The following is a 16,629-nucleotide window of genomic DNA, read 5'->3' on the forward strand; positions in this document are numbered from 1 at the left end:
CTTCCAATGCCGTTATGTCGGGTTTTTGGCGCTGAAAGGCAAGCGATTAGGCGGCGGCGCGGGCAGCCTCGGCCAACGGCAGCACAGTCTCCCCGTCCAGGATCGGAATGACCCCGTCCGCGTGGATGCCGTCCGGATCGACACGGCAGCGCAACGCGGCGAAGCGCACGCCCGCCGCCAGCGCCTTGTCGAAGGCGACGCCGTAGGCCGCGTCGATGTGCCGGGCCAGGCGAAACACCTCGCAGTCGCCGCGCTGGATGAGGAAGACCATCAGCGCGTCGTCACCGGCCGCGACCACATCCGCCAAGGCGCCGAGGTGCTTGGCGCCGCGCGCGGTCACGCAGTCGGGGAACGAGGCCTCGCCGGGACGCTCGACCATGTGGACGTTCTTGATCTCGACGAAGGTGCGCCGGCCGTCGTCCTGCGTCACCAGAAGGTCGATCCGCTCAGCCTTGCCGTACTTCACCTCGGGCCGGATGGTCCCGGTGGCGGGGAAGGGCGCCCGGCCCGCGCGCGCCAGGGCGAGCGCCACGCGGTTGGGGTTCTGCGTGTTGGCGCCGACCCAACCGCCCTCGGCTTCGACCGCCTCCAGCGTGTGGCTGTAGCGCCGCTTGGGGTTGTCCGAAACGGAGAGGAGCACGCGCGCGCCCGGATTGGTGAGGCCCGTCATCGCCCCGGTGTTGGGGCAGTGGGCGGTGATCTCAGTGCCATCGGCAAGGCGCACGTCGAGCAGGAAGCGCTTGCGCCGCTCGACCCAGATGGCTTCGACGAGGGGACCGAAAGGATGTGCCAACATGGCCGCAGTGTGCCGTGCGGCCTGCGCCCTGCCTAGGCCGCGCGCCCGACCGTCCCCGCTTTCAACGCACGCTCCGCCGGGCGTGTCAGGAACGGCGCACCGCTGGCATGAGACGCGCGGCGGTGGACCAGCGGCGCCCAGGCTGCGGTGGGGCGCTTCACTGGCCCGGGGTGGGCGTCGCCCGGCGCCGCGCTGCCCACTTCAGGGCGCGCCCGGAACCGCCTGAAGGTAGCGCGCGATGGCCTGGCGATCTTCAGGCGCCACCTTCGCCCAATTGTCGATCACCGCGGACATGGACCCGCCGACGGAGTCGTAGTCGGGCGTGAATCCCGTTTCCAGGAGATAGGCGATGTCGGCGGCGCTCCACCCGTCCAACCCCGCGGCGGTGATGTCGGGCGTTGTGCCCTCACCGTCCGGGTTGGGTGCCCCCTTCAGCCAGCGGGCCGGGTCCATCGCCATCAAGGCCGTGCGCGGCGTGTGGCATTCGCCGCAATGGCCGAGGGCGACGGCGAGATAGTGGCCGCGGCGGACCTCGTCATCCGCCCCGTCCGGCACAGGGGGCGCGTCCGTCATGGCGAAGCGCTTCCACAGGCCGATCGGACGGCGCCAGCCGAACGGGAAGGGGAGACCAGCCGCGCCGGGCTCCGCATCCGAGGGAGGCAGCGTGTCCATGAAGGCCTTCAGGTCGGCGACGTCGCCGGGCGCCATGTGACGATAGCTCGTCCACGGAAAGGCGGGCACATAGTGGCTCCCGTTCGGCGCGATGCCGCGGGTGACGGCGTTGGCGAAGTCGGCGTCCGACCATCCGCCGATCCCTTGGCGCGACGGCGAGATGTTGGGCACGGTGATCGGCCCCAGCGGCGTCTTGAGGACCATGCCGCCGGCGAGAACGAGTTTGGCGTCCCCCGTGGCGGAGGGCTCGGCGTGGCACGACGCGCAGCCCCCCGCCCAGAAGACGGCTTCGCCGCGCGCCGCGTCGCCGCCCGTGGGGACGGCGGCCGCCGCCAGCGGGTCCGGCGCCGACAGGAACCAGAAGGCCGCCGCGCCGGTCCCCAGCACCAGCACGGCGGCAAGGACCAGGCGCATCAGTTCTTCGGCGCGCGGTAGGTCTCGTGGCAGCCGCGGCAGGACTGTCCGAGCGGCCCCATCGCCGCACGCAGCGCGTCCAGCCCGTTCCCCGCGGTCTCCTTGGCGTTGGACGCGGCCGTGATCATCGCCTCGCCCTTCTCCTCGAACCCGGCGCGGTCGGACCAGATTTCCGGCTTGGCGCGGGTGTCGTGGCCGGTCTCGGAGCCCTCGGGGAAGAGGGTGAGGAACACCGGAGCCTCGGTGATCATCGTGTCGAGCGCGGCGATCGCAGCGTCGGCATCGTAGGCGGTCTCGCCCTTGGCCATGCCGCCCAGAACGCCCATCGCGTCGCCCACGTCTTCCATGATGGCGTGACGCTGCTCCTGCGGAGAGTCCTGCGCCAAGGCGCCGAGCGAAAGGGACAGGGTGAGGGAGGCCGCCATCAAGGTGGCGGCGGTTGTACGCGCTGCGGTCATGGGAAAGCTCCGGTCGGCGTTCGATTGCACGGCCCGGTGCGCGACGAACCGCCCGCGCCGAACCGCGTGCGAGGCTAAAGTGGAGCTCTTCAAAATCAACGCGGGCGCAATCGCGATTGCGTGATCGGCACGGCCTGCCGTCCGCGGCCGCGTGGGCGGGGAGGGGCTTCAGACCGGGGCGTAGAGCCAGTCGATCTCTTTTTCACCGATCTTGCGCAGGAGCTGGTAGCCGAACGACACCAGCAGCTCGTGGCTGCCGTAGCTCGACCCGTAGCGCGAATTGGTCGCCTCTTTCACCTCCATCATGATGATGGGGCGGTCGCGCATGATCGTCTCTTTCGCGCCCAGAAGCGCACGTTCCTCGTATCCTTCGACGTCGAGCTTCAGGAAGGCGACGTCCGTGGCGCCGAGGCTGTCGATCGGGCGGGCGGGGATGTCGCCGCCGGGTTCGACGTGGCGCGTCACGGTACGGCGGTCACGCCGGCCCTCCATGCGCACGCTCTCGGCGTGGTCGGAGACGGCGACCTCGTGCAGCGTCACGCGCTCCGCGACGCCCCAGTCGGCGACGTTGCGCCGCAGGCAGTCGGCGGCGTCCGCGGCAGGCTCGATGGCGATGACATGGTCGAAATGGTCGGCCAGCAGACGCACAAAGACGCCGATGTTGGCACCGGCGTCGATCGCGGTCGTGCGGCGGGTGACGGATGTCAGGGCATCCGCCAGGTGGTGAATCTGCTCACCGCGGCCGCCGTGCTTGTAGGCGGCCATGGATTTGCGCCGGTTCGATCCCCAGCGCAAATCCTGATCGGGCAGCCAGTAGTCGCCGACTTTCTTCATCGTGCCGGTCCCGCTGGCCGCTCAGTGTCGCAATTAGGCGGACTGGGTCTCGGTCTCGGCCGGAGCGTCGCCCACGTCTTCCGCGGAGGGCTCCATCAGCTCGGACGCGGGCGTGTCGACCGCCTCGGAACCGGTGTCGGCGACGGGGGATTCCTGCGCCAGCTCCGGCTCCATCGGCACGTCTTCGGCTTCGCCGAGGTCGTAGCCCGAATCGCCCTGCGAGCGGAGCAGACCGTCGAGCGCGGCGCGGGAGATCAGATCGCAGTAGAGCGTGATCGCACGCGCGGCGTCGTCGTTGCCCGGAATCGGGTAGGTGATGCCCTCGGGATCGCAGTTGGTGTCGAGGATTGCGACGATGGGGATGCCCAGGCGGCGGGCTTCCTGGATGGCGATCGACTCGCGGTTCGTGTCGATCACGAACACGATGTCCGGCACGCCGCCCATCGACTTGATGCCGCCGAGATTGCGCTCGAGCTTCTCGCGCTCGCGGTCGAGGTTGAGGCGCTCTTTCTTGGTGAAGCCCTGGGCCTCGGTGTCCATCATCTCCTCGAGATTGTTGAGGCGACGGATGGAGTTCGAGATGGTCTTCCAGTTCGTCATCATGCCGCCGAGCCAGCGGGCGTTGACGTAGTACTGGGCGCACTCGGTCGCAGACTGGGCGACGGCTTCCTGAGCCTGACGCTTGGTGCCGACCATCATCAGACGGCCGCCCTTGGCGACCGTGTCCGACACCGCCTTCAGCGCCTGGTGCAGCAGCGGCACGGTCTGGGCGAGGTCGATGATGTGGATGTTGTTGCGCGAACCGAAGATATAGTCCTGCATCTTCGGGTTCCAGCGGTGGGTCTGGTGACCGAAGTGGACGCCAGCTTCGAGGAGCTGACGCATCGTGAAGTCGGGAAGGGCCATGGATTCTCTCTATCCGGTTGAACCGCCGCGAGCATCCGTCCCGTTGCCGGGACACCGGAGATAAGCTCGCGTGTGGGATGGCGCGCGATATACGTGAGGCGGCCGCGAAGTGCAACCGCCAATCGTCATCCCTTCCCGCTTCGGCCCTCAGTGCCCCGCGGGTGAGCGGTGGATGAAGAGATCGTAGGCCGCCAGAAGAGCAGTCGCGCCGAGCACCAGACCGAGGTCGAGCCGCGGCACGAAGTCGATCAGGATGAAGAGGAAGGCGCCGAAGAGAATGAGCGCCAGAAAGCGCGGCGCGAACAGGGCCAAAAGCAGGGCCGCGACGGCGATCCCGGCGATGCCGGCCATCCCGTAGGCTCCGATGGCCGCCAGCGCATCGGCTGTCATGGACTCACGCATGGGCGTTTCTCCCTTCCTGTCCGTGTCCGAGTAGTGTGGCCTGGAGCCAGGCCGCTGTCGTGAAGAGGCGCCGGTCCTCCCCCTTGGGGCCGACCAGCAAGGCGCCGATGGCCCGTCCTTGCGCGTCCGCCAGCAGCGGCAGTGTGATCTGCGGCAGGCCGAGGAACGCGAAGGCGAGCCCTGCCTCACGCGGGCTGGCGGACCCGGCGTTCGCGCTGATCGGCGCAATGATGGCGTCGCACCGGGCGAAGATGGAGGAAAGGCCCGCATTGAGCACCGTCCGCCAGTCGAGAGCGGTGAGATAGTCACGCGCCAGAACCGCGTCGCCCTCGGCGACGAGGTCGCTGACATGGCCCGGAAGAGCATCGCCGAATTTGGCGGCGGTGCCGTTGAGGGCGCGGGCGGTCTCGGCGGCCAGAATGCGTTGTGCCTGGGGCACAGCCTCGCCGAAGACGCCCGGCAGAGGCGCGGCGAACGTGCGCGGGGCGAGCACATCCTGCAACTCGGCGAAGGCGTCCTTCACCGCGGCGTCCGCTTCGTCCCACCAGGCCGGCGGGACGAAGGCGAGGGTCGGTGCGACGAGCGGTGCGGCCATCGCGCCGTCTTTGAGGCCGGGCGGCGGGGAGGGCATCGTAAAATCGGCGCCCGCATCGGCCGCGAAAAGGGTGTCGGCGACGGCGGCGGCGCCGATCAGGTCGCCCGCGAGGACGACCGGCGCGGCGAGGCTGGGCGCGGCGACAAAGGTGCCGCGCATCGGCACCGACCCGGCGGACGGGCGGTAGCCGACCACATGACCTAGCGCCGCCTCGCCGAGGACCTCGCCCAAGGTGTCGACCGCGACCGCGGCAGCCGCAGCGCGGGCGGCCAGCGGACGGGCGGCGCCGGCCGTGGTGGCAGCCGGGCCGGGGAGGCCGAAGGGGGCCGTCTCCGCCTTGCCGGTGAGCACCGCTCCAGCGGTCCGCAGACGGGCGAAGAGGGCGGCGTCCTCGTCCGGAACGCGCGCGCTGTCGCCCGCGAAGCCCTGCGTTGTGGGGATGCGGGCGGTGTCGACGAGGTCGCTGACTGCCACCGGAAGGCCGTGCAGAGCACCCAGCGGACGGCCGCGCCCGCGCCAGGCGTCCATCGCCATGCCCTGGCGGCGCAGATACTCCGCGTCGAACCAGGTGAGGCCGGTGCCTTGGGCGGCACCCGGAGCCTTCGCCGCGGACGCCGCCGCCTCGCCCCGCGCGGCAGCCGCCGCGGCGAGGTCGGCCGCGCGCATGGCCCCGGCGCCGATCCGTTCGATCAGGATCGCAGCCGGAAGGTCCATCAGGCGCGGATCACCGCCCATAGAAGAGCTCCGGCAGATGGAACACCGTACCCGGGAAGATGTAGACGATCGCCATTGCGATGAACACCATCAGCAGGAACGGCATGATGCCCGCGAAGATGTGCGTCAGCTTCACTTCCGCCGGCGCGATGCCCTTCAGATAGTAGGCCGACATCGCCATCGGCGGCGTCAGGAACGACGTCTGGAGGTTCAGCGCCACGAGGATGCCGAAGAACAAGGGGTCGATGCCGAAGATCTCCAGCAGCGGCAGGAAGATCGGCACGAAGATGATGATGATCTCCGACCACTCCAGCGGCCAGCCCAGCAGGAAGATGATGAGCTGCGCCAGCAGCAGGAACTGCAGCGGCGTGATGTCGAGCCCGGACACGAACTCCGAAATGATCTGCTCGCCGCCCAGGTAGGAGAAGACCGAGGAGAAGACGTAGGAGCCGACGAAGAGCCAGCACACCATCGCCGTGGTGCGCACGGTGAGATAGACCGATTCCCGCAGCCGCTGGAACGTCAGCGCCCGGTAGGCGATGGCGAGGACGATGCCGCCGAGCGCGCCAATTGCCGCCGCTTCGGTGGGGGTGGCGAGGCCGAACAGGATCGAGCCCAGCACCGCGAGAATCAGGAAGGCCAGCGGAACGAAGGACACGATGATCATGCGGATCATCGTCGCCATCGGAATGTCCGGCACCTCTTCCTTGGTGGGGCGCGGCGCCGCCGACGGCTGGATGATCGACCGGCCGACGACGTAGAGGAGATAGAGCCCGACGAGGATCAGTCCCGGAAGCAGCGCGCCCGCATAAAGCCGCACGATGGAGACACCCGACGCCGCCGCATAGACGATCAGCATGATCGACGGCGGAATGAGGATGCCGAGCGTGCCGCCGGCGCAGATGATGCCGGACGCGAAGGACGGATTGTAGCGCGCCTTCAGCATCGCCGGCAGGGCGAGGAGGCCCATCAACGTCACCACCGCGCCGACGATGCCGGTGGCGGTCGCGAAGAGGGCGCAGGTGATCAGCGCGGCCACGCCCATCGACCCCGGAATGCGCTTGGAGGCGATGTTGAGCGTCGAAAAGAGCCGGTCGACGATGTTCGCCCGCTCGACGATGTAGCCCATGAACAGGAACAGCGGCACCGCTGTCAGGACCTCGTTCGACATCACTGTGTATGTCTGATTGATGAAGAGGTCGAAGATGCGGTTGTTCAAGAACCCGTCGAACCAGAGGGACCACGAATCCCAACTCGTCGCCGTCTCATCCAGTCGCAAATATTGGCGCCATTGGCGCGAGGGGTCGAAATAGGCGTAATAGCCGAAGCCGATGCCCATCGCCATCAAGGTGAAGGCGATCGGAAAGCCGAGGAACACCAGCATGATGAACAGCCCCAGCATCGCAAGGGCAATTTGGGGATCGGTCATGGATGGTTGCCCGCTTCGGCCTTCGCAGCCGCGTTCATCAATTGGTCTTCGGTTTCTTGCACGTCTTCGTCCGCCCGCATCCATTCACCGGTTTGGATGCATTTGATCGCGCGGAAGATCTCGGCGATGCCCTGGATGAACAGGAGCAAACCCGCCGCGACGATCACCGTCTTGAACTGGAAGATCGGGATGCCGGCCGGCGAATTGACGCTGACTTCGCTGTAGGTCCAGGAGCGCGAGGCATATTTCCAGCCCGACAGCACCAGCGCGGTGACACCGGGGAAGAAGAAGAACAGGTAGAGGATCAGATCGACCGTCGCCTGGGTGCGCGGCTTCCACAGCCGGTACAGAAAGTCGCCGCGGACATGGCCGCCGCGCGACAGAGTGTACGCTCCGCCCATCATGAAGAGCGTGCCATACATGATGAAGGAGACGTCGAAGGCCCAAGGCGTCGGGGCATTGAGAACATAGCGGACGAAGACTTCGTAGCTCGTTCCCAAGGTCATCAAGAGGATCAGCCAGGCAAAGGTCTTGCCGAAGGCCGCCGACAACTGGTCGGCGAAGCGGATATAGCGGGTCATAACAGCGGCGCGACTCCAGGAAAGCACGGCCCGCGGTGGGCCACTCGAACACCGGACGGACCGGGCCCGCACACACCCGCCCGCGCGGCGCGCCCATGCTGGCGGACCGGCCCGTGTGAAACGGGCCCACTCCGGCAGCACGCGGCGCGCCCCGCGGGGCAAGGCAGCGGCGCCCGCCCACACTCATGCGGCGACCGCGCCATCAACGGGGCCGCCGCAGCGTGGGTCAGCAGAAGACAGGCGTCAGGAGGGCAGCTTGCCCGGGAAGAAGTGCTCGTAGGCAAGGCGATAATCGGGAGAGTTCAGGATCTCGTAGTAGGTCACCCGCTCCACCCACTCGCGCTGGCTGTCGAGCACCTTCTTGATGAAGGGGTCGGTCTCGAGCTGGGTGATCATCTCCGACCAGGCGTCGAGCTGCGTGGCGAGAATGTCGTTCGGCGTCTGCTGCACGTTGACGCCGCCGTCCACCAGCTTCTGCAGGTCGGCCGAGTAGTTGTCGAGCGCGAAGGCGGTGTTCGCCGTCGACGCCGCCTCGACGCCATATTCCATGATCGCGCGCAGATCGTCGTCGAGATCGTCGAGGAAGTCGCGGTTGAAGAGGAACTCGAACGCCTCGGACGCCTGGTGGTAGGAGCCCAGATAGTAGTTCTGCGCCACGTCCTGCGCGCCGAAGCGCATGTCGGAGGAGGGGTTGTTGAACTCGAAGGCGTCGATCACGCCGCGCTCCATGGCGGGCACGATTTCGCCGCCCGGAAGCTGCGCCACGGACATGCCCATCGACTGCATCAGATCGGCGGCGAGCCCGACGGTGCGGTACTTGAGGCCAGCGACGTCAGCGGCGCCGGAGATCGGGTTGGTGAACCAGCCGAAGGGCTGAGCCGGCATCGGGAAGCCGAGAAGGCCCACCACGTTGAGGCCCATCATGTCCTGGGTCAGCTCACGATAAAGCTCGCGGCCGCCGCCCTGATAGAACCACGACAGCATGGTGGTCGGGTTGCCGCCGAACACCGGGCCGGTGCCGAACAGCGAAGCCGCCTTGTTCTTGCCGTACCAGTAGGCCGACACCGAGTGCGCCACGTCGAGAACGCCGTCGTTCACCGCGTCGAGCACCTGGAACGCCGAGACGACCGCGCCCGCCGGCAGAAGGTCGACCTGAATGCGCCCGCCCGACATCTTCTCGACGCGCTCGGTGTACTGGCGCGCCATGTCCATCCAGATATCGGAGGCGGGCCAGGAGGTCTGCATCTTCACCACGAGCGGGGCCTGGGCCAGAACGGCCGGAGCGGCAAGCGTCGTGGCGGCGGCAGCGCCACCGGCGACCGCGCCGGTGCGCAGGAATGACCGGCGGCTGAGCGGGCTACGCGTCTGATCTGTCATAATCTCTCCTCCCATCTGCCACTTGTGGGCAGTGGGAGTGATCAATCACGAAATCACCAGCCCAGTAAACCGTCTGAAAAGTGCGTCAAAATTGTGTTTTCGGATAACTAGCGTAAAATCAACAACATAGCCGTTTTTGTTAATTTGCGGCTATTCACAAAGTCGCATGTGAGCGGGGACCGCCCGAGGACGGCCCCCGCTCCGCATGGGCCGAACGTCTTATTCGGCAGCCTCCGCCTTGCCGAAACCGCCGCCGCCCGGCGTCTCGAGGCATAGCCGCTTGCCGGCCGGAATCTCCTGCGTGCCCTTGCCCCTCAGCTTGGTGCCGTCGGACAGACTGACCGAACCATTGGCGCCGTTGCCGCCGCCGGCGCGCCCGCGCGGCGGATGGTCGATCCGGTCGAACGCCGCCAGGACCTCCATCGACTGGCCGAACCGGTTCTCGATCTCGATCACCTGGCCGTCGCCGCCGCGATATTTGCCGGACCCGCCCGACCCCTCGCGGAGCTCCTTCTTCCAGATCACCACGGGCGCGGCCTGCTCCATGATCTCCACCGGCGAGCCCTTCACGCCCGACGGGAAGGCCGTCGCCGACAGCCCGTCCGCGGCGGGACGCGCCCCGGTGCCGCCGTTGGTGGTGATCGTCACCGCGAAGCCGTGGCGGCCGAGCGTGTTGCCCTCGGCCTGGCCGCGCAGGGTGATGTTCCACAGGCAGGACGTGCCCTCCGCCGGCACCACGTCCGGGATGAGCGGCTCCAGGCAGCCGAACATCACGTCCGGCAGCATCTGGCCGATGATGTGGCGGGACGACACCGGCAGCCCGCGCGGCGCGTTGAGGATGCAGCCCTCCGGCGCCTCGATGTGCCACACCGACAGCGAGCCCGAATTGTTCGGGATGCCCTTGGCGAGCGCCGCCATCAGCCCGAACGCAGTATAGGCGCGGGTGTAGGCCATCGGCACGTTGATGCCCTTCTTGGCCGTGCCGCTGGTGCCGTCGAAGTCGACGTGGACGCCGTCCTCGGCCACCGTCAGCGCGGCCACGAGGTCGACCGGCTTGTCCAGCCCGTCGATCGTCATGGAATAGCGCGTGGTGCCCTTGGGCAGCGCCGCCACCCGCTCCATCGCCGCCTTGTAGGACGCGCTGATGATGTGCTCGGCCAGCGGCTCCAGGGTGGTGAGGGCATATTCGCCCATCATCTCCGACAGCCGCTTGGCGCCGATCTCGTTGCAGGAGATCAACGAATAGACGTCGCCCTCGGTCTCCACCGGAAGGCGCGTGTTGGCGCGGATCATCGCCATCACGTTGGCGTCCATCGTGCCCCGGTCGCAGATCTTCAGGAAGGGGATGTTCAGCCCCTCGGCGAAGACGTCGTGACCGTCCGGTCCGAAGCCGATGCCGCCGATGTCGATGAGGTGGGAGGTGCAGGAGAACAGCCCCACCATCTTGCCGTCGTGGAAGGCCGGCGTCGTCACCACGAAGTCGTTGAGGTGGCCGGTGCCGCGCCAGGGGTCGTTGGTGATGTAGTGGTCACCTTCCTTCATCGTCTCCACGGGGAAGATGTCGATGAAGTGTTTGACCGATTCGGCCATGGAATTGACGTGGCCGGGCGTGCCCGTCACCGCCTGGGCGAGCATGCGCCCCTCCATGTCGAACACGCCGGCGGACAGGTCGCCCGCCTCGCGCACGATGGTCGAGAAGGCGGTGCGCAGAAGCGCCTGGGCCTGCTCTTCGACGACGGCGATGAGGCGGTCCCACATCACCTGATTGCGGATGGCATCGGCTGCGCTCACGCGGCAATCTCCTGCGCTTTGGTGGTGCGGGTGAGGATGAGGTGGCCGTCGACGTTGAGCGCCGCGGTGTAGCCGGAGGGAACGATCGTCGTCGTCGCCGCCTCGGTGACGAGGGCGGGGCCGGCGACCGACGTGCCGTCCGTCAACGCCGCGCGCGGGAAGGCGGAAACCTCGGCGGTCGCCTCGTCCTCGGGCACGAAGAGGGTGCGCGGCTTGGCGGTGGTGTCGCCCGTCGCGGTCTCGGTCATCCGCTCGGCGCGGGCGGGGGCGGAGAGGGCGAGCGACCAGCTCATCGCCTCGATCGCAGCGCCAGCGATGGTGCGGCCGAAGAGCGCCGAATAGGCCGCCTCGAACGCCTCGCGCAGGCTCGTCGCGTCGAAGTCCTCGGGCACCACGACCGGCACCTCGTGCCCTTGGCCCATGTAGCGCAGGTACGCGGTGCGGGTCGCCGTCACCTCGCTCTCGGCGACGGCGGCGGTCACCACCGGGCGCACCAGCGCGTCCATTTCGGCGAACATCGAAGCGACCGCCTCGTGGTCCATCGTGTCGATCGGCACGAAGGCGGAGCGCACGACCTCGAAGGACACCGGCGCATAGAGGAAGCCGACCGCCGAGCCGACGCCGGCGTGGGCGGGGATGATCACCTTGTCGATGCCGAGCTTCTGCGCCAGGCGCCCGGCGTGCAACGGCGCCGCGCCACCGAAGGCGATGAGCGTGCGGGACGCCACGTCCGCGCCGTTCTCCACCGCGTGCACGCGCGCCGCGTTGGCCATGTTCTCGTCGACGATCTCGCAGATGCCGTAGGCCGCCATCGCCGCATCGAGGCCGATCGGATCGCCCACGACGCGCTTGACCGCCGCCGCGGCGCCCGCGGCGTCCAAAGTGATGCGCCCGCCGGCGAAATCGTCCGGGTCGAGCTTGCCGAGCGTCAGGTCGGCGTCGGTCACGGTCGGCTCGGTGCCGCCGCGCGCATAGGCCACCGGGCCGGGGTCGGAGCCGGCCGAATGGGGGCCGACGGCGATGCGCTTCATCGCGTCAACCTTGGCGATGGAGCCGCCGCCCGCACCGATCTCGATCATCTCGATCACCGGGATGCGGATCGGCAGGCCCGAGCCCTTGGTGAAGCGCGACTGGCGGTCCACCTCGAACACCCGCGCGGTGTTGGGAACGCCGTCGTCGATGAGGCAGATCTTGGCGGTGGTGCCGCCCATGTCGAACGAGAGCACCTTGTCTTCGCCGCACGCGCGCGCCACCTCGGCGGCCAGGATCGCGCCGCCCGCCGGGCCCGATTCCACCAGCCGCACCGGGAACTGGCGAGCCGTCTCGATGGTGGTGAGGCCGCCGCCGGACGTCATCAGAAGCACCGGGGCGTGGAAACCTTCGGCGGTGAGGCGGTCCTCGTAACGCTTCAGGTAGCCGGCCATCAGCGGCTGAACGTAGGCGTTGACCGACGTCGTCATGGTGCGCTCGAACTCGCGCGCCTCGGGCGACACGGACGACGACAGGCTGACGGAGACGCCCGGCAGGGCCTCGGCCAGGATCTCGCCGATGCGCCGCTCGTGCGCCGGTGCGGCATAGGCGTGGATCAGCGCCACGGCCACCGCCTCGACACCCGCTGCCTTGATCTGCGGCACCAATGCGCGCACCGCTGCCTCATCGAGCGGCTTCAGCACGCTGCCGTCGACCGCCACGCGCTCCGGCACGGTGAAGCGCAGCGGCTTGTCGATCAGCGCCGGCGCCTTGACGATGGCGATGTCGTACTGGTCGTAGCGGTCCTCGTAGCCGATGGCGAGGACGTCGCGAAAACCCTCTGTGGCGATCAGCGCCGTCTTCGCCCCCTTGCGCTCGATCAGCGCGTTGGTGGCGAGCGTGGTGCCGTGCAGGATGAGGTCGACGTCCCCCGGCTTCAGACCGCCCGCGTCCAGCACGGCCATCATGCCGGTCAACGCGCCGTCTTCCGGGGCCTTGGGCGTGGTCAGCACCTTGGTGGTGTTCACCTTGCCGTCCCCGGTATCGAGAACGACGTCCGTGAACGTGCCCCCGATGTCGATTGCAAGCCGTACTTGAGACATCTCAACTCCTGAAGCGTCCGGGACGGATCCGTCCATGAGGAAGACGGTGCGCCGGACGCGGCCAAACAAGATCCGAGCGGCTCGCGTCCGCCCGCCCAAGCGGCCATCACGATGCCGCATGTCATGTCCGGGACGCAAATGGCATGCCATTCACGATGGCGCGTCCCATCGTCCCCAACTTCGTTTAACGGTCGCGCCGCTCCGTGGCGAGCTCTGCTCGCCGTACGCCGTCCGATGGCGAGTGCTGCTCGCCGCGCGCCGTCCTGTCTCCTCCGCGCCCGGCGTGGCCGGACTAGAAGCGGTCGATCCGGTAAGGGGAGGGGTCGGTGAAGGTGTCCTCGCCGGTCATCATCTGCGCCAGCAGAAGCCCTGTCGTCGGCCCCATGGTGAAGCCCAGATGCTGGTGTCCGAAGTTGACGAAGAGCCCCGTTTGGCCAGGCACAGGGCCGACCGCCGGCAAGAGGTCCGGCAGGCACGGCCGCGCCCCGCGCCACGGCTCGGGGTCGATCCGCTCGCCGAGCGGGAAGAAGGTGCGCGCCTGCGCTTCCGCCTTCGTCAGCTGGTCGTAGTTGGACGGATCATCCCGGCTGGCGAACTCGGCCCCGGTGGTGATGCGGATGCCGCGCGCCATCGGGCACAGCGCATAACCATTGTCGCCATCAAACAGGAGATGGTTGAGCGAGGCGTTGCCGGACGCCTTATAGTGCATGTGGTAGCCGCGCTTGACGAAGAGCGGCGGGCGCACGCCGAGCGGGTTCAGCACCTCGCCCGACCATGGCCCCAGCGCCACCACCACCTCGGGCGCGCTCACCGCCCCGGCCTCGGTCGTCACCGTCCAGCCCTCGGGCGTCTTTGTCAGCGACCGCGCATCGCCCCTGCGGAAGGCGCCGCCCGACGTCTCGAACAGCTTGGCATAGGCGGCGCCGACCGCGCCCGGATCGTCCACCCGCCCCGGCGTTCCGAAGTGGATGGCGCCGGCCATCTGCCGGGTGAGGTTCGGCTCCTCGGCGGCGAGGCGGCGCCCGTCCCACACATCGTATTCCACACCGAATTCGGCTTTCACCGCCTCGTCCACGGCAGCCGCCGCCTCGAGGTCCACACCGTTGCGGAAGAGGCGGACATAGCCGCCCTCCTTCATGTGGTGCATCGCCCCGGCGCGCTGCATGAAGCCCTCATGATCGGCCCGAACGCGCTCCAGGATCGGCACATTGGCCATCGCCGTCTTGCGCGCGCTGACGGTGGTTCCCGCCTTGGCGTAGGATAGCAGCGCCTTCGCGATCCGCGGCAGCGCCGCCCAGCGCACGCGCGCGTCGGTCCGAAGGCCGAACGCGGCGCCGATGAGGATGCTGGGATCGCGCGGGAACACGTAAGGCATCACCGCCTCGGACTGGATCAGCCCGGCATTGCCGAAAGAGGTCTCCTCCGCCGGGCCGCGCCGGTCCACCAAGGTGACCGACTTGCCCCTGTCCAAAAGCTGGATGGCACTGGAGATGCCGACCATTCCGGCACCCAAGACGATGACGTCGCACTTCATGTTAGCCCACTCCCGCAGTCCGTTGCCGCGCATGGCTGCCGCGGCTCGGGGATCGCACCCCACACTTAACCTAGGATGCAATCCAGGGACCGGAACAGCGGGATGGCGCTATGCGCAAGACCGGCATCGACCCCGCAGGCTGCGCGCCACCGGCCGCGGGTTGCCGTCAACCGCCGTTCGGCCTATGGCGACACGGCCCATCCCCCAAAGTCTCGGCCCGTGACAGAACTCGTCCTCACCCTCTCCTGCATCGACCGCAAAGGCATCGTCGGTGCCGTCGGATCGTCGATCGCCGCTCAGGACTGCAACATCCTGGAGAGCGCACAATATTTCGACCGCGCCTCGGGCCGGTTCTTCATGCGCGTTCACTTCGCCGCGCCGGACGGGATGACGCCCGAACGCTTCCGCGAAGGCTTCCGCCCGACCCTCCTCGCCTACGACATGGACGCCGAAATCACCGACACCGCGGTGAAGCCGCGCGTCCTCCTGATGGTGTCCAAGGCCGGCCACTGCCTCAACGATCTCCTCTATCGCTGGCGCACGGGGCGCCTTCCCATGACCCTCGTCGGCGTCGTCTCCAATCACGAGACGTGGCGCACGCGGGTCGAAGGGGAGGGCATCGCCTACCACCACATGCCGATCACGCCGGACATGAAGGTCGAGCAGGAGGCGGCGCTGCTGAAGCTCGTCGAGGCCGAGAATGTCGAGCTGATCGTTCTCGCCCGCTACATGCAGGTGCTGTCCGACGCTCTATCGCAACGGCTGGAAGGGCGGGTGATCAACATCCACCACTCCTTCCTGCCGAGTTTCAAGGGCGCGCAACCCTACCACCAGGCCCACGCGCGCGGCGTCAAGCTGATCGGCGCCACCGGCCACTACGTCACCGCCGACCTCGACGAGGGGCCGATCATCGAGCAGGACGTGGAGCGCATCGACCATACGATGACGCCCGACGACATGGCCGCCGCGGGGCGCGACATCGAAAGCCGCGTCCTGGCGCGCGCCGTGCGCTACCACCTGGAACGCCGCATCCTATTGAATGGAGACCGTACCGTTGTCTTCCGCTGATTCCGCCGCGCCGTCCGGGCGCCCCGCCCTCATCGACGGCAAGGCGATCGCCGCCACCATCACCGACGACATCGCCCGCCGCACCGCGTCGCTAGGGGTGAAGCCGGGCCTCGCCGTCGTCCTCGTCGGCGACGATGGGGCGAGCGCGGTCTACGTGTCGATGAAGTCCAAGAAGGCGGAGGCGCTCGGCTTCCACTCGGTGCAGCACACGCTTCTCGCCGCCACCACAGAGGCCGAACTCCTCGCCGTGGTGGCGGACCTCAACGCCGATCCGGCGATCCACGGCATCCTCGTGCAGCTTCCGCTCCCGGCGCATCTCGACGCCGCGGTGGTGATCGCCGCCATCGACCCGGACAAGGACGTCGACGGGCTCAGCGTCACCAATGCGGGGCGCCTCGCGGTGGGCGATCCGTCCGCGATCGTGCCTTGCACGCCGCTGGGGGCGATGACGCTCATCGGCACCGTCCACGGCGCCGACCTTTCGGGCCTGGAGGCGGTGGTGATCGGCCGCTCGCGCCTCGTCGGCCTGCCCATGGCGCTGTTGCTGCAGCAGGCCAACGCCACCGTCACCATCGCCCACAGCCGCACCCGCGACCTTCCCGCCGTCGCCCGCCGCGCCGACATCCTCGTCGCCGCCGTCGGCCGCGCGGAGATGGTGAAGGGCGATTGGATCAAGCCCGGCGCCACGGTGATCGACGTCGGCACCAGCCGCGTTCCCGACGCCTCGAAGGCGTCCGGCCAGCGCCTCGTCGGCGACATCGCCTTCGCGGAGGCGGGCGCGGCCGGGGCCATCACGCCCGTTCCCGGCGGTGTCGGCCCGATGACCATCGCCATGCTGATGCGCAACACGCTGGACGCCGCCGCCCGCCGCGCGGGGTGAGCGGCGATACGCACGGCGTCGCAAGTCGTTCCCAAGAAAAATTAGGTTGGATCTGATTTAATCCTGCGGGAACTGGATGACGGACGCGGCGTTCTCTTCGCCAGCG

At 68.3% G+C, this 16,629-nt stretch carries 15 protein-coding genes; 2 read left to right on the forward strand and 13 right to left on the reverse strand.

The window, feature by feature from the left end; translation table 11 throughout:
* Window positions 1–46 precede the first annotated feature (46 nt).
* The 13 genes from sfsA to BIX52_RS09605 form a co-directional block, all read right to left on the reverse strand.
* Window positions 47–796: a DNA/RNA nuclease SfsA gene (gene sfsA, locus BIX52_RS09545; protein ID WP_075220851.1), complete on the reverse strand. Its 750-nt coding sequence runs from the start codon at window positions 794–796 to the stop codon at window positions 47–49.
* Between the two features lie 201 nt (window positions 797–997).
* Window positions 998–1,882 (reverse strand): c-type cytochrome, encoded by an 885-nt coding sequence (locus BIX52_RS09550; RefSeq protein ID WP_075220852.1) that lies wholly within the window; start codon window positions 1,880–1,882, stop codon window positions 998–1,000.
* Window positions 1,882–2,340, reverse strand: coding sequence for a c-type cytochrome (locus BIX52_RS09555; RefSeq protein WP_075220853.1), 459 nt, complete (start codon window positions 2,338–2,340; stop codon window positions 1,882–1,884). Before BIX52_RS09555 ends, BIX52_RS09550 begins: the two co-directional genes overlap by 1 nt.
* 168 nt (window positions 2,341–2,508) lie before the next feature.
* Window positions 2,509–3,174, reverse strand: coding sequence for an FkbM family methyltransferase (locus BIX52_RS09560; protein WP_075220854.1), 666 nt, complete (start codon window positions 3,172–3,174; stop codon window positions 2,509–2,511).
* 33 nt (window positions 3,175–3,207) lie between these two features.
* Window positions 3,208–4,080, reverse strand: coding sequence for a 30S ribosomal protein S2 (gene rpsB / locus BIX52_RS09565; protein WP_075220855.1), 873 nt, complete (start codon window positions 4,078–4,080; stop codon window positions 3,208–3,210).
* A 147-nt stretch (window positions 4,081–4,227) separates the two neighbouring features.
* Window positions 4,228–4,482 (reverse strand): hypothetical protein, encoded by a 255-nt coding sequence (locus BIX52_RS09570; RefSeq protein ID WP_075220856.1) that lies wholly within the window; start codon window positions 4,480–4,482, stop codon window positions 4,228–4,230.
* Complete coding sequence (locus BIX52_RS09575; RefSeq protein WP_075220857.1) at window positions 4,475–5,812, reverse strand: amidase family protein; 1,338 nt, start codon at window positions 5,810–5,812, stop codon at window positions 4,475–4,477. The genes BIX52_RS09570 and BIX52_RS09575 overlap by 8 nt, the downstream gene beginning before the upstream one ends.
* Window positions 5,802–7,220 carry a TRAP transporter large permease gene (locus BIX52_RS09580; RefSeq protein ID WP_075220858.1) on the reverse strand — a complete coding sequence of 473 codons (1,419 nt, stop codon included), beginning with the start codon at window positions 7,218–7,220 and terminating at the stop codon, window positions 5,802–5,804. The genes BIX52_RS09575 and BIX52_RS09580 overlap by 11 nt, the downstream gene beginning before the upstream one ends.
* Complete coding sequence (locus BIX52_RS09585; RefSeq protein ID WP_075220859.1) at window positions 7,217–7,801, reverse strand: TRAP transporter small permease subunit; 585 nt, start codon at window positions 7,799–7,801, stop codon at window positions 7,217–7,219. Before BIX52_RS09585 ends, BIX52_RS09580 begins: the two co-directional genes overlap by 4 nt.
* A gap of 243 nt (window positions 7,802–8,044) precedes the next feature.
* Window positions 8,045–9,178, reverse strand: a complete 1,134-nt coding sequence (locus tag BIX52_RS09590; RefSeq protein WP_075220860.1) for a TRAP transporter substrate-binding protein — start codon at window positions 9,176–9,178, stop codon at window positions 8,045–8,047.
* Between the two features lie 219 nt (window positions 9,179–9,397).
* Complete coding sequence (locus tag BIX52_RS09595; protein WP_075220861.1) at window positions 9,398–10,969, reverse strand: hydantoinase B/oxoprolinase family protein; 1,572 nt, start codon at window positions 10,967–10,969, stop codon at window positions 9,398–9,400.
* Entirely contained in the window at window positions 10,966–13,041 is a 2,076-nt protein-coding gene (locus BIX52_RS09600) for a hydantoinase/oxoprolinase family protein (RefSeq protein ID WP_075220862.1), read from the reverse strand. Before BIX52_RS09600 ends, BIX52_RS09595 begins: the two co-directional genes overlap by 4 nt.
* 292 nt (window positions 13,042–13,333) lie before the next feature.
* On the reverse strand, window positions 13,334–14,575 hold the full coding sequence (locus tag BIX52_RS09605) for an NAD(P)/FAD-dependent oxidoreductase (RefSeq protein WP_075220863.1): 1,242 nt from the start codon (window positions 14,573–14,575) through the stop codon (window positions 13,334–13,336).
* Between the two features lie 219 nt (window positions 14,576–14,794).
* On the opposite strand from BIX52_RS09605, the gene purU reads away from it, so the two are divergent.
* Together purU and BIX52_RS09615 are read left to right on the forward strand one after the other, a co-directional pair.
* On the forward strand, window positions 14,795–15,643 hold the full coding sequence (gene purU / locus BIX52_RS09610; protein ID WP_075220864.1) for a formyltetrahydrofolate deformylase: 849 nt from the start codon (window positions 14,795–14,797) through the stop codon (window positions 15,641–15,643).
* Entirely contained in the window at window positions 15,630–16,523 is an 894-nt protein-coding gene (locus BIX52_RS09615) for a bifunctional 5,10-methylenetetrahydrofolate dehydrogenase/5,10-methenyltetrahydrofolate cyclohydrolase (RefSeq protein WP_281249194.1), read from the forward strand. The genes purU and BIX52_RS09615 overlap by 14 nt, the downstream gene beginning before the upstream one ends.
* The last annotated feature ends 106 nt before the right edge of the window (window positions 16,524–16,629 follow it).

Origin of the sequence: Acuticoccus yangtzensis (assembly GCF_001927245.1) — a bacterium.
In the GTDB taxonomy this organism is placed as follows: domain Bacteria; phylum Pseudomonadota; class Alphaproteobacteria; order Rhizobiales; family Amorphaceae; genus Acuticoccus; species Acuticoccus yangtzensis.